Origin of the sequence: Chitinophaga sp., assembly GCF_019236475.1 — a bacterium.
In the GTDB taxonomy this organism is placed as follows: domain Bacteria; phylum Bacteroidota; class Bacteroidia; order Chitinophagales; family Chitinophagaceae; genus Chitinophaga.
On the sequence record NZ_JAFAIX010000012.1, the window covers coordinates 1222913 to 1236399 of the forward strand.

General features: G+C 42.2%; 10 protein-coding genes and 1 tRNA gene. 3 read left to right on the plus strand and 8 right to left on the minus strand.

Features of this window, described 5'->3' with window-relative positions; translation table 11 throughout:
- Nucleotides 1–279: 279 nt before the first annotated feature.
- Nucleotides 280–1074, minus strand: coding sequence for an AraC family transcriptional regulator (locus tag JO154_RS21255; protein WP_291949271.1), 795 nt, complete (start codon nt 1072–1074; stop codon nt 280–282).
- 510 nt (nt 1075–1584) lie between these two features.
- Between JO154_RS21255 and JO154_RS21260 the strand changes: the two genes are divergently transcribed.
- Nucleotides 1585–4026, plus strand: coding sequence for a TonB-dependent receptor (locus tag JO154_RS21260; RefSeq protein WP_291949273.1), 2442 nt, complete (start codon nt 1585–1587; stop codon nt 4024–4026).
- An 85-nt stretch (nt 4027–4111) separates the two neighbouring features.
- Here the strand turns inward: JO154_RS21260 and JO154_RS21265 are convergent, their stop codons facing one another.
- The 6 genes from JO154_RS21265 to JO154_RS21290 all read right to left on the minus strand — a co-directional run bounded on the left by JO154_RS21265 (nt 4112) and on the right by JO154_RS21290 (nt 10078).
- Complete coding sequence (locus JO154_RS21265) at nt 4112–5851, minus strand: hypothetical protein (RefSeq protein ID WP_291949275.1); 1740 nt, start codon at nt 5849–5851, stop codon at nt 4112–4114.
- A gap of 329 nt (nt 5852–6180) precedes the next feature.
- A complete protein-coding gene (locus JO154_RS21270) occupies nt 6181–7062 on the minus strand; it encodes a hypothetical protein (RefSeq protein ID WP_291949277.1) in 882 nt (293 codons plus the stop codon).
- 148 nt (nt 7063–7210) lie between these two features.
- Nucleotides 7211–7297, minus strand: a tRNA-Ser gene (locus JO154_RS21275).
- 92 nt (nt 7298–7389) lie between these two features.
- Nucleotides 7390–8082, minus strand: coding sequence for an aquaporin Z (gene aqpZ / locus JO154_RS21280; RefSeq protein ID WP_291949279.1), 693 nt, complete (start codon nt 8080–8082; stop codon nt 7390–7392).
- Between the two features lie 143 nt (nt 8083–8225).
- Nucleotides 8226–9263 (minus strand): asparaginase, encoded by a 1038-nt coding sequence (locus tag JO154_RS21285; RefSeq protein ID WP_291949280.1) that lies wholly within the window; start codon nt 9261–9263, stop codon nt 8226–8228.
- 44 nt (nt 9264–9307) lie between these two features.
- Nucleotides 9308–10078, minus strand: a complete 771-nt coding sequence (locus tag JO154_RS21290) for a TatD family hydrolase (RefSeq protein WP_291949282.1) — start codon at nt 10076–10078, stop codon at nt 9308–9310.
- Nucleotides 10079–10161: 83 nt separating this feature from the next.
- Here JO154_RS21290 and JO154_RS21295 point away from each other — a divergent pair, with 83 nt between their 5' ends.
- Nucleotides 10162–11076 carry a hypothetical protein gene (locus JO154_RS21295; RefSeq protein WP_291949285.1) on the plus strand — a complete coding sequence of 305 codons (915 nt, stop codon included), beginning with the start codon at nt 10162–10164 and terminating at the stop codon, nt 11074–11076.
- A gap of 63 nt (nt 11077–11139) precedes the next feature.
- Here the strand turns inward: JO154_RS21295 and JO154_RS21300 are convergent, their stop codons facing one another.
- Complete coding sequence (locus tag JO154_RS21300; protein ID WP_291949287.1) at nt 11140–11760, minus strand: polysaccharide deacetylase family protein; 621 nt, start codon at nt 11758–11760, stop codon at nt 11140–11142.
- 133 nt (nt 11761–11893) lie between these two features.
- Between JO154_RS21300 and gltX the strand changes: the two genes are divergently transcribed.
- Nucleotides 11894–13450 carry a glutamate--tRNA ligase gene (gltX, locus tag JO154_RS21305; protein WP_291949289.1) on the plus strand — a complete coding sequence of 519 codons (1557 nt, stop codon included), beginning with the start codon at nt 11894–11896 and terminating at the stop codon, nt 13448–13450.
- The last annotated feature ends 37 nt before the right edge of the window (nt 13451–13487 follow it).

A 13487-nucleotide genomic window follows, 5' to 3' on the forward strand; every position in this document is an offset into this window, starting at 1 on the left:
TTAATAATTAAGATGATACTAACAACTAATCGTAGCACCATTACCAGGAGGAGGCTGTACAGTAATTTCCATTCAGTGGGTATCGCCCGGAGAGATTTGATCGCCATTGGGGTTTTTAGGAAACCCAAGCGGGATGCGGAGTGCTTTACTTTAGAATATAGGCGTTGTTCCATCATATTTGAAATTTAGAGGAACAAAATTACACACGTGAAACCTGACAGACTTGAAAAAAGGAGCTGTCAATTTGAATAAATTGGCTATTTTTTGTGGTGGGAAGATTTAAATATTATGGAAGAATCCAAAATGGTAAAGGGGTTTAAGTGCCGCATAGGCGGAGGGTTGCGCACCGAACATCAAGGAGAAGTTGCGGGAAAAATGCGCCTGATCGGAAAAACCTCCTTCATAAGCGGCGACTTTGATAGATTGACCTTCCATTAATGCTTGGGTAGCTACGGCTACTCGTTGCCAGATGACATACTGCCGTAAGGGGGCGCCTACTTGTTCCCGGAAGAGATGCAAAAATCTATCTTCAGATAAATATATCAGTGAAGCCAGTTCTGACGCAACAATTTTATTATGTATATGCTGACGTATATAATTAATAACGCGTTTGATGCGGTCATCAAGCGGCGGTGTGAAAGGCTTTTCCTGGAGTAGGTGGTGAAAAACAGTATCCGTAAGGGAATTAAATATGTTACTATCAGAGAGCAACTGCTTGCGTGTTATTTGCAAGGCGTCTATGACAGGAAGAATATCTTTTTCGAGGTAATATTTTATCGTTTTACCCGCCAACACTTTATCCTGCACGAGGCGTCCTGTTTGTACATCTGGCATAATACAAGTAGTAACCTGCCAACCGTCAAATTCTTTCAAACTATGTGGAACACTTGACCCAATGAGCACCGCTTCTGCATGCTGCCAGCCATCACTTTCCGTCCAAACACGGAAGGGTTTCCCATCCAGCGAGCAAGTAAACTGGATAACCGCGTGTTGATGAACATCCGTCACCAGGTGTGGGGAAATCAGCATGCTGCGGGTGGAACCTAGGTACATAGCGGCTTTGGGATGTTGCATACAATTCGAATTGATATTGCGAAAGTATCACATTTGTACTTCAGGACCAAGCTATTATCCTATTAATTGAAGTAGAAGCACCTGTAATAAGTCCCTTTTTTGAAAACCTGGAATTATGTACATCTACCACTTCAGGATGTAACAATGGGCCCTTCCCCTCACAGTAATTTTGTGTTATCAAATCATTCAATAATCACAAAAAACAAAAACATGGAAACGAAAAATTGCGGTTGCGCTACCACTACTACTATGAACAATAATATCTGTACTTGCGGCGATAACTGCCCTGGCAGTACTTGCACTTGTGGCTGCGGTTGCGGAGCTTAATGGTATGCAGGAAGAGCGGGGATTTCCGCTCTTCCGCTTTAAAAGATAATAATGGTTGCTTGCCATTCTGAAGCCAGACTTATCTATCTCATAAAATAATTCCCCTAATCAATAAACTATTTAAACGAGGCATAAGCGTCGTGTAGGCTTCTTTTTGCCTTAAAACATTGACAAATAATAAAGATGAAAAAGTATTTACTCCTTCTTCCGATATTTTCTCTTCTCACATATACACTACAAGCACAAAGCATTATTGGAAAGGTAAGCGATGACAAGGGCGCTCCCCTCACAGGCGCCACAGTATCGCTTCTCAAAGCAAAGGATAGTTCCCTTGTAAAGCTGGGTCTCACGAAAGAGGGTAACTATGTTTTTCAGGATGTGCCACATGATACATTGCTGGTAACAGTCAGCCATGTGGGATTTGAGATGCTGTATTCCTTGCCTTTTTATTTCTCAGAAAAAGCAGTGAATCTACAAACCATGCAGTTGCACACTGTAAGCAGTAATCTCAAAGGGATCGGCGTTTCTGCACGCAAACCTGTGGTGGAGGTGAGGCCCGATAAAATCGTGTTGAACGTAGAAAATACTATTAATGCAACGGGGTCGGATGCCCTGGAGCTGTTGCGAAAATCACCGGGAGTAGTGGTAGATAAAGACGATCACTTGTCGCTTAATGGCAAAAATGGCGTGCTAGTATACATTGATGGCCGACCATCACCATTGAATGCACAAGATCTCAGTAATTATCTGAAATCACTTTCTTCTGCTCAAATAGAGGCTATTGAAATCATTAGCAACCCCTCTGTGCAATATGAGGCTGCCGGAACTGCGGGGATCATTAATATCAAGCTTAAAAAGAATAAATCCATCGGTCTAAATGGGAGTATCACTGCAGGTGTTAGTATCAGTCGCCATACCAGAACGGATGATGGTTTTTCACTTAACTATCGCAACGAAAAACTCAATGCATTCGGTTCATATACAGGTTCGTTCGGTAGTACTGGTATGGATTTTAACCTTTATCGTATAGTGCAGGACACTGCGTTTGATCAAAAAAGTGACATCCGCTTTAATAACCGAAGTCATAATTTCAAGACAGGAATTGATTATACGCTTGATGCCAAAAATTCCATTGGAGTATTGCTAAATGGAAGCTTTGCCAGCCCCTCTCTGGAAAATCATAACTACACGCCTATTATGCATGCCCCATCTGGCAATGTGGCCCGCATACTAGATGCAAGTAACAATGATAATATGAAGAATAATAACGTCAATGTAAACCTGAACTATGCCTATAAAGATAGCATTGGTCGACTCCTTACGGTAAACGGAGATTATGGTTATTATTCGCTAAGTTCAACCCAATGGCAACCGAACACCTATCTCCAATCCGATGGTAAAACAATAATAGGTACAAAAAACTACCTGATCGAAAGTCCTACCCACATTGACATCTATTCAGTGAAGGTAGATTATGAGCAAGGTCTCGGTAAAGGACGTTTAGGTGTTGGAGGCAAGTTTGGGTATGTAAAAACCGACAATACTTTCAATCAATATAATGACCTAGGTGGTAAAGTAACAATAGACAATACTGCAAGCAATTTTTTCAAGTATGCTGAAAATGTAAATGCATTATACGCAAGGTATTCCCGTGATTTCAAAGGCTTTTCCTTACAGGGAGGCTTAAGGGCTGAGAACTCAGCAGTGAAAGGGGATTTAATCGGACTTAAAAAAGTGGGCAATGAGGAAATCGCGGCTAACCAATCATTTCATAAAAGCTATCTCGACTTTTTCCCCAATATCTCTTTGACATTAGCACCTAAAACGAACAACCAGTTTGTATTGGCATACAGTCGCCGAATTGATCGTCCGGTATACAAAGACCTGAATCCATTTGAATATCGTATCAATGAATATACATTTCACAAAGGGAGTACGGATATCCGGCCACAATACAGTAACACTATCAGCCTGACACATACCTATAAATTTCAATTGAATACAACCCTTAGCTATAGCCATGTACAGGATGTATTCGGACAAGTAGTGGATACAGCAGATGGCGTAAAAGGCTATCTTTCTAATCGAAATCTGGCATCACAGGATATCACTAACATTTCCATAAGTTGTCCTTTCCAATATAAAAGTTATAGTCTGTTCGCCAATGTGAATAGTTATTATTCAAAGTACAAAGCGTCCTACGGTGCTGGTAGAGATTTGAACCTGGAAGTATATGGCGCAAATGTATTCTTACAGAATAGTATACGTTTTGGAAAGGGTTGGAACGGAGAAGTAAGTATTTTCTACACAACACCTTCCATCTGGCAAGGCAGTATGAAAGCAGCTTCCATCTGGAGTGCGGATGCAGGCTTACAAAAACAATTGTTACAGGGCAAAGCCACCGTGAAGGTATCTGTGAACGATTTATTTAACACGATGAAATGGAGTGCCCATTCTGATTTTGCAGGACAAAGAATCTGGGCATCCGGTAAACAGGAAACCAGGCAGTTTAAAGTCTCCTTTACCTATCGCTTTGGTAATAGTCAGGTGAAGGCCTCTAAACAAGTACAAAGTGGTACTGAAGAAGAAAGCAAACGCGTACAGAGTAATGGTTTAGGACATTAAGATTTTTTTCGGAAGACATCATTCGCTCTAACTAAAAATCCCCCGGATAGTATGATCCGGGGGATTTTCATTAAAGATTATCTATTTATTTAACAGTGATTTTTGCTACAGCAATTTTCGATTTACCCATCATTCTGTCTGATTTACCCACCATGTACATATCATTTCCGATCACAGCGCCTAATCGCGGCATGGCAGTTGGAATTTCTTTATTAGAGAAGAACAAGGAGCGTGTGAATTTACCGGAAGTGCCATCCAGGTTTAACACATAGCAATCCGCTTTTGAATAGCGGTTAATGGCTTTTGCTTTTTGCCCTGCTTGTACAACACCTGCATTTTTAGTGTGGTCATTGAAGATGATTTGGATGGTATTACCAGCTTGAACAGCGCCGAAGCCTGAATAGAAAGGTCTGTTGCCGTCCATGAAGTAAGTGAAGCTAAAGCCAATGCCTACCGTTGGTGAAGAACCTCCATAGTATTGAATCACCTCACGTTGATTCTTAGGGAGTACCTGTAACCATCCAATATTACCGGAAGCATCAATTTTACACATCATCAGATCGCCGGAAATATAGGTGGAATAATAAGTGGTAGAGGATCTTCCAACGGAGAAACCGGCGGTGGGAGAAGAGGTGGTGGTGCTGGAAGTTACATAATGGTGGAAGTATTCTGCAAGAATTACCAGGCCGTTGTCGGCAGTATAGAAGATATTTCTGAACCGCATGCGCTTGGAGAAACCTTCTCCTTCATCTTTCATTTTAGCAAGACTCTCCCGCATTTTTCTTTCTTCTTTGGATTCGTCTTTGTCTTCAGTATCGTCATCGCCGTTATCCAGGTCGGTAGACAGTAAAGAGTTGTTGATTATTTTATCACTGGTAGACAGTACTTTACCATCATTTACGTTGATGCGCTGAACGAGTAATCCATCAATTGTTTTACCTTTCTTCGCATTGCTGTAGAAGGCTGCCAGTACGAGATCTTTATTTCTCTCTTGTACCAGTTTGGAGCTTACGAGCCATTTCCCGTTGATAGTGGTATTGATTTCAGATTGCTGTTTACCTTTTTCGTTATAGATACGAATGTTGTAGTTAGTGAAATCGAGGAATTTTGCCTTTTTCCTTTTGCCTTCCTCGTATTCGTATTGGCGTCCCACGAGTACTACTTTACGATCGCTTGTGTAGAGCAGATCTTCCAGTTCGTACTTGTTAGGTTCAAATTCATTGGTAATGATTACAGGTTTGGCAGCAGGTTTCAGGTTTTTGCCGAGTTCATGAATGATGTATTCATTTTTCTCTTTCCCCTCCACGCTGCTTACGATAATAATTTTGGAACTATCCGTGCTGTAGGTAATCTTAAAGTTGATATCATCACTTTTTGAGTCTTGTTGATAAACAGCTACTTCTCTGAATTCACCGGTTAATTCGCCTGTTTTTTTATCTATCGCAGACGCATATACGGAAAGCGCTCTATCTCGTTTGCTATAGTCGGATGCAAACATGTATAATTTATCTTCAAAAGGAAGGAACTGTACAAATTCTTTGCCTCTTAACTCTTTATTAAAATCATTGCGATAAATTTCTTTTAAATCCTTATCCACTTTAACCAATGTGGCAGATTCTCTTGTGGACATGCCCACAACAAAGTAAGATTTTAGGGCTTGGTGACTTTCTTCCAGGTAGGCACCATCTTTATCAACAGCTACTACGCTCAGGTCTGAAGTCCCTTTCTTTAATTTAAATTCGTCGCCCCAGGTGATGGCTGCTTTTTGGGCATAGGTAGCTAGGCTCAGTAGTGCCAGGCTTAGGGACAGGAAAACACATTTCATTGGGAATGCTTTTAGGTATTAGGTATTTGACAGTATTTAGGTATTATGATATTGGGAATGCAATAGTAGAATAATTTTCGACTGATTACTGAAAAATTAATGTAGTGTGAAGCGGTAAGGATTTATTAAAGAGACAAGCGCTCATTGGTTTTGTGAGTAAACCGCCTTGAAAATGTACATGAATGTGGTTATTTATATCTTTTTTTAAGAAATTTGTGGAGGCATAAAAGTAGTCGAGCTACTGTTTTAAACGCGTCTATAATCTTGTCCAGTACAAGGAGTCTAAACAGAAATTCCAGACTTGAGAACTTAGCAAGCATAAGTAGCGCTTATTCGGAAAGCATAGACCTTTTGATGGGGGGCACGATTGGTATACAGATGGTCTTAATCAAGTTGGTCAGTTCCGTTAGTCCTTTGTCCAGTTGTTCTTGATAGATATTCGCACCAACTGTAAACCCTGGTGTAGCATCTTTCAATTCCATGGCTAATATCTGGTAAGAAGTATGATTACTTGTATCATTCACGTATTTGCTATTTATGCGATCCAGTATGTCGAAATAATTCCTATACGACTGTCGTTCAATAGAAGAAAATTTACTGTAAAATTCTTTCAAGCCGGCATCCTGTAAGAGATAGGTGATGGCGCGGTCTGTTAGTATTGGTTGTGGAGATTGCCGGGCATTCAGGAATTCCTGGCTGTTTTTAAATCTGTAAACGATAGGGCCAATACTTGGGATTACCTCCACCTTACAAGTAGGAGAATTGATTTCCTGATTATCTTTCATCAATTTTCCTGTTGCATCAATCGTAAACATTCTGGTAATCGCCCTACCATTGAATAAGGAGGTTCTTGTAAAGGAGATCATTCCTGATATTAATGAATCGCTACCCATATTGATCATTTGGTCATCAATTCCCCCATTGATGGAAACATTACGCGTTTCGATTTTGGTTAACTGAATACCTGATATGACTGCAATGCTATCCTGCACCAGTTCCGCTATAATATTGGCAGTAGCGCCATCGAAATTTAGTGTATCGCTGATCTCTACCATTTTAGCATATCTTAATCTTTCATGAAGACTTGCAGGCACTTGAATTTCTTTTTCAAGTATTAGTACTTCTTTGGGTTTAGAACGGCATCCATATGCAAGGAATACAAGACATCCCAGATAAATGAATAGGTGCCTACTACAGATATTGCTTTTCATGATGGGGGGTATTTATGATCTGTTCCTAAATATAATGTATTTATTCAGTTGCTAGAGTAGGTACGCAGCGAATATAGTGTGGATAAAGTGTGTAACGTACCTAAAAGAGAAAGCCCCCAGATCTTGCGACCTGAGGGCTTAAAGCTTGCGGAAGAGAAGGGATTCGAACCCTTGATAGGCTTTCACCTATACACACTTTCCAGGCGTGCCAGTTCAACCACTCCTGCACTCTTCCGAGACTATCTTTAAAACTGATACGGATGTTGGTTGAAATTTCCGTTTCAGGGTTGCAAAGATAGCCTTTTATTCAATAATTCCAAGATTTTTTTATTTATTGTCATAAAGTTTCCAAATCACTCCGCCGATAAGCCCGCCAATAATGGGTCCTACGATAAATACCCAGAGGTTGGCAAGCGCTGCACCACCTACAAAAATAGCTGGTCCGATACTACGAGCAGGGTTTACAGATACCCCGGTAACTGGTATACCCACTATGTGAATCATGGTGAGAGCAAGACCTATGGCCACTCCTGCAAAAGCGCCATTACCCGTATTTTTACTGGTGCTGCCATGCACTACGATGAGGAATATGGCAGTGAGTACAATTTCTGCAATCAGACCACTCATGAGCGAGTATTTGTCTGGAGACCCATCTCCTACACCGTTTTGGCCCAATCCGTTGGCAGCAATAGAATAATCAGCCTTACCGGAAGCAATGAGATAAAGAACACCTGAGGCTACAATCGCCCCAAGAATCTGGGCAATGATGTACCCTACTGCATCTTTACTTGAAATTTTCCCAAAGGCCAACATAGAAATAGTAATAGCCGGGTTAATATGACATCCGGAGATATATCCGATGGCATATACCATGGCCAATACACTGATACCAAATGCAAACGCGATCCCTAGAAAGCCAACATGAGAGCCGGCTAAGACCGCACTTCCTGTACCAATAAATACCAGTACAAAAGTGCCAAAGAATTCGGCGATACATTTTTGTGAAAGAGAAACATTCATAACAACAATCATTTAGAGGTTAGTAAAAAGTTTGGGGGTATAGGGTTAGATTAACTGCTATAAATATATTGTAAATTAATGAACATAAAAAACGGGAAGCATCTTTCGAATGCTTCCCGCAATAGTTTTATGATTGGTTGGTCTTAATAAATCTCAGATAATGTCAGCTCTCCGCGCAATGGAGTCTCCATCATTTTCTTGCTTTCTTCGAGTGTCAATCCTTGGCCTAATACAAACATCAGTTTTGTAACAGCGGCTTCAAATGTAAGGTCATGGCCACTTACAACGCCCATGTCCAACAGATGTTGACTGGTTTCATATTTCCCTAATTCCACACTACCACCATCACATTGCGTAATATCCAATACTAATGCACCGGAATCAGATACCCTCTTGATACAATCTGTAAACCAGGATTGCGTAGTGGTGTTACCACTTCCGAAAGTCTCGAGGATCACGCCTTTCAGTCCAGGAATATTCAACGTCGCTTCTACTGCTCTTCGTGTAATACCTGGGAACAGTTTAAGTACGGTGATGTTAGTTTCCAATTCCTTATGAACTTTCAGATGTTTTGACGGCGTTGGAAGAATGGATTGAGGTTTATATTTTATGTCGATGCCAGCTTCTGCAAGCGGCGGATAATTCATCGTATAAAAGGCTTCGAACTTCTCTGCGTTATACTTCTTCGAACGATTCCCTCTGAAGAGAGAGAAGTCGAAGTATATGCAAACTTCCGGTACCATGGCTATTTTACTGCCATTATGTTTGGCGCAGGCAATTTCCATGGCGGTAATAATATTCTCCTTTGCGTCTGTACGGATCTTGCCGATAGGCAACTGAGAGCCGGTAAGGATCACGGGTTTGGAGAGATTCTCTAACATGAAGCTCAATGCGGATGCAGTAAAGGCCATTGTATCAGATCCATGAAGAATCACAAATCCATCGTATCGATCATAGCGATCTTCGATAATACTGGCCAATTCTACCCATATCTCAGGCTGCATGTCTGAAGAGTCAATGGGAGGATTAAAAGCATAAACGTAAAAGTCTATCCCCATCCTGTAGAGCTCAGGCAAGTTGTTTCTGATCTCATTGAATCCAATCGGGCGAAGGGCTTTGGTCTTATCATCATAGATCATACCTACTGTTCCACCCGTGTAAATAATCAATATCTTACTCATTGTTCGTAGTCTGCCAGTTGCATGCAAAGTTATCTTTTAAAAGGTTAGAGCATTTTGAATAATTTCAGCGCATTACTGCTTGTAATGGCAGCTACTTCTTCTATTTTTAGATTTTTTACATCCGCGACCTTTTCCCCTATCAGCGGGATATAACTGCTTTCATTCCGTTTGCCTCTATAAGGTACAGGGGCAAGGTAAGGTGCATCTGTTTCCAGTACGATATATTGCAGGTCTATGGCTTCCACAAGCTTGTCCAGCCCGGATTTCTTAAAGGTGACCACGCCGCCTATTCCCAGGTAAAACCCTAAGTCTATGATCTCTTTGGCTTCTTCCAAAGTGCCGCTGAAGCAATGAAATACACCGCTCAAATTCCCATTCTGCAAGGCTTTTACTTCATCTATGCATTCCCTAGTGGATTCCCGACTATGAATGGCTACAGGCAACTGGTGCTCTCTGGCCAATATTAACTGCTCTTGGAATACTTGATATTGCTGGGTTAGATAGGTCTTATCCCAGTAAAAATCCAGCCCTATTTCCCCAATAGCTTTAAAGGAATGCTGCTGCAACCAAGCTTTTACAAGCTCCAGTTGGGTACTCACATCCTCCTTTACATAACAGGGATGTATCCCTATCATTGGAAAGCAATTGCCCGGATATTGCTTTTCTAGCTCCAGCATGCCTTCGATGGAGTCTTCGTCAATATTGGGCAAAAACAGCTTCTCAACGCCATGGGCCAGCGCACGGCCTATCATCTCCTGCCTGTCGGCAGCAAATTCTTCTGAATACAGGTGCGCATGGGTATCTATCCAAAACATAATATTATTTTTAATATAAAATCCTATCTTTATGGAATACAAAGGTACAGCCTGAAAAACCTAATTGCTAAAAATCTATAACTATGAAAAGCTATTTCTGCACTAACCGTGTGCTGGCGTGGACATTCAGCAGTATTGCTGTTACAGCGCTCTTTTTCGCATGTAAAAAAGATGCCGCCACCAAAAGTACAGACCCGGTTACTTCCAATCAAAATGATAATAAAGTTATGCTAGCTGCCACTCACGAGGGGCAAGTAGATGTTTATTATGCAGATGTGTTTTCAGAAGTCTCCGAAGCTGCCAAACAGCAAGGGATACAATCCGCTGCTCGCCAATCCAATGGCGATGCTGCCCTGCAGGCTACAACCTCCTGCCCTTCCTGGAGTATAGACAATGTAGGTCCAGGATGGCCTAAAACGGTTTCTATCAATTTTGGTACCTCTTGTGCCAGCGCCCTCACCGGTCGCGTACGTGCAGGTGTCATTAATGCGGTATTTAGCGGTCCGCTGTTGCTAGCCGGTTCTACTGTTACTGTAACTTTCGATAACTATAAAGTGAATGGCCTCCCTGTTACCGGTAAAATCATCTATACGATGCTGGGTTATAATATGGTGGCTAACGGCGGTGTTAAATACACCCAACAAATCATCGATGGCAATATCAAACTGAATGATACGGTAAATATTGTGTATAACCATACTAAAACGGTTACACAAACTGCGGGTGGAAATACCCCGGCCAATCCAGGTGATGATGAATTTGATACCGATGGCACTGGCACCATGGCCTACAAAGATGCTACTGGTAATACTACTGCCACTGTAGCACTTTCCACACCTATACCGCTGCACACTGCTTGGAGCTGCCAGTACATTACTAAAGGCCAACTGAAAGCAGTACTGAACAACCTGACTGCTGTTATCGACTATGGCAATGGTACTTGCGATAACCTGGCAACTATCACCGTAGGAGATAAAACCAAGCAAATCACTTTGTAATTTAGCATACCATATAACGGATAGAACAATAACGGCAGCCCAATGAGTGGCTGCCGCTTATTTTTACAAGGCTCTTAATTCGAAATGTTGCTTTTTACAGAATTCCAATACCCTTGGTAGTGCGTAAGATAGCCGCTCCCAGGCTTTTGTACTGTCGTGAAATACAACAATAGCTCCAGGCTTTAATTTGAAAACCACGTTCTGTACACATGCTTCCCCGTTAATATCGGTATCAAAATCACCGCTGAGCAAATCCCACATAATTATTTTAGCTCCAGGAATCTGCCTTTTCAACATACGTATCTGAAAAGGTGTTATCCTTCCGTAAGGAGGACGAAATAATGGAGAGTTAATATATTCTCTCGCTTGCATCACATTCTCCATATATTTTTCAGTACTGGTTTTCCAGCCGTTCAGATGATTGTGGGTGTGATTGCCAATACTGTGGCCTTCTTCGAGTATACGTTGATAAATTTCAGGATAAGCGATAACATTCTTACCAATACAGAAAAATGTACCCTTGGCGCCATATTTCTTTAACTGGTCTAAAACAAAGGGAGTCGCTTCTGGGTGTGGTCCATCATCAAAAGTGAGATAAACGGCATTTGTGCTGGCTGGCATATCCCAGATACAACTGCTATATATTGCCTTGATTATTCCAGGTGTTTTGGTAAGATAGAACATGTGTCAGGCAGCGTTTGAGGCTCTGCTCCTGCAAGATAAGCAATGATCTTTTTGGGATGACAGAATTAAAAAATTTTAATCCAGATCACTATAATGCTGGTAGCCAAATGGTAAAACCTTAACTTTGTCGTCTATGAATAACAGGAAAGTAAGAGTGCGTTTTGCGCCCAGTCCTACTGGTGGCTTACATCTCGGAGGTGTGCGCACCGTTTTGTTCAATTACTTGTTTGCTAAGCATCACAAAGGAGAATTTGTGCTGCGTATTGAAGATACTGACCAGACCCGCTATGTAGCGGGAGCGGAGGAATATATCAATGAATGCCTTCGCTGGTGCGGTTTGGAACCGGATGAAAGTCCTTCCAAAGGTGGTCCTTATGCCCCTTACCGCCAGAGTGAACGCAAAGCTTTATACCGCCAATACGCGGAACAGTTGGTAGCTTCCGGTCATGCCTACTACGCATTTGATACCCCAGAAGAACTGGAAGATATGCGCGTAAGGCTGAAAACAACCGAAAATCCAGCCCCTCAGTACAATCATATTGTACGTGAGCAAATGAAAAACTCACTCACCCTGCAGGATAGCGAAGTACAAGCCCTGCTGGCAAAGAATACACCTCACGTCATCCGCATCAAAATGCCGGAAAACGATACCCTCACCTTCACTGATATGATCAGAGGCGAAGTATCTTTCAACACTGGCATGGTAGACGATAAGGTGCTGCTCAAAGCAGATGGTATGCCTACCTATCACCTCGCAGTGGTAGTGGACGACTATCTCATGAAAATCTCCCACGCTTTCCGCGGTGAAGAATGGCTGCCTTCCGCTCCCGTTCATATTCTCCTGTGGAAACACCTGGGCTGGGAGTCCGAAATGCCTGAATGGGCGCATCTCCCACTGATCCTTAAACCAGATGGCAACGGTAAACTGAGCAAACGCGATGGCGACAGACTCGGGTTCCCTGTATACGCCATGAACTGGACAGATCCTCGCTCCAACGAATTCACAAAAGGCTTCCGCGAACTGGGATTCCTGCCAGAAGCTTTCGTCAACATGCTAGTAATGCTGGGATGGAATGATGGTACTGAACAGGAAATCTTCTCCATTGAAGAACTTATCGCTAAGTTCTCTATGGACCGCGTTCACAAAGCCGGCGCTAAATTCGATTTCGAAAAAGCAAAATGGTTCAACCACCAATATATCCATCACAAGGATAATGAAAGCCTGGCAGCCCTCCTCCAGCCTATGCTGGCAGAAAAGGATGTTCACGCCGGATTGGAATTTGTAGCACAAGTAGCAGGCCTTGTAAAAGAACGCCTCTACGTACTCTCCGAATTCTGGGAACACAGCTTCTTCTTCTTCGAACGCCCTAAAACATATGATACCGGCGCTGTTGTACCTAAATGGAATGAAGCAAAAGAGAAATTCTTCACTACCTGGCTGCCTAAACTGGACAAATTGCCTAAACAACCAGGCGCTGCTGAACTGGAAGCCAGCTTTAAAGAACTGGCCGCTGAAATGCAGATAAAAGTAGGAGAACTGCAACTGCCATTCCGTATCATGCTGACCGGCGGTAAATTCGGCCCTCCTGTATTTGATATCGCATCTACCCTGGGCGTAACAGAAACACAAAAACGTATAGCCATCGGCGTAGATACCTATCGCAAAGCTGCCGATACGACAAATGCATAATTGATTAAAACGCTCCTGCCTGTCGGGGTTGCCCAGC

Excerpts from the sequence above, each read along its gene's own strand:
- JO154_RS21255 (WP_291949271.1), bottom strand. The coding sequence starts at position 1,074 with ATGCAACATCCCAAAGCCGCTATGTACCTAGGTTCCACCCGCAGCATG.
- JO154_RS21260 (WP_291949273.1), top strand. The coding sequence starts at position 1,585 with ATGAAAAAGTATTTACTCCTTCTTCCGATATTTTCTCTTCTCACATAT.
- JO154_RS21265 (WP_291949275.1), bottom strand. The coding sequence starts at position 5,851 with ATGAAATGTGTTTTCCTGTCCCTAAGCCTGGCACTACTGAGCCTAGCT.
- JO154_RS21270 (WP_291949277.1), bottom strand. The coding sequence starts at position 7,062 with ATGAAAAGCAATATCTGTAGTAGGCACCTATTCATTTATCTGGGATGT.
- aqpZ (WP_291949279.1), bottom strand. The coding sequence starts at position 8,082 with ATGAATGTTTCTCTTTCACAAAAATGTATCGCCGAATTCTTTGGCACT.
- JO154_RS21285 (WP_291949280.1), bottom strand. The coding sequence starts at position 9,263 with ATGAGTAAGATATTGATTATTTACACGGGTGGAACAGTAGGTATGATC.
- JO154_RS21290 (WP_291949282.1), bottom strand. The coding sequence starts at position 10,078 with ATGTTTTGGATAGATACCCATGCGCACCTGTATTCAGAAGAATTTGCT.
- JO154_RS21295 (WP_291949285.1), top strand. The coding sequence starts at position 10,162 with ATGAAAAGCTATTTCTGCACTAACCGTGTGCTGGCGTGGACATTCAGC.
- JO154_RS21300 (WP_291949287.1), bottom strand. The coding sequence starts at position 11,760 with ATGTTCTATCTTACCAAAACACCTGGAATAATCAAGGCAATATATAGC.
- gltX (WP_291949289.1), top strand. The coding sequence starts at position 11,894 with ATGAATAACAGGAAAGTAAGAGTGCGTTTTGCGCCCAGTCCTACTGGT.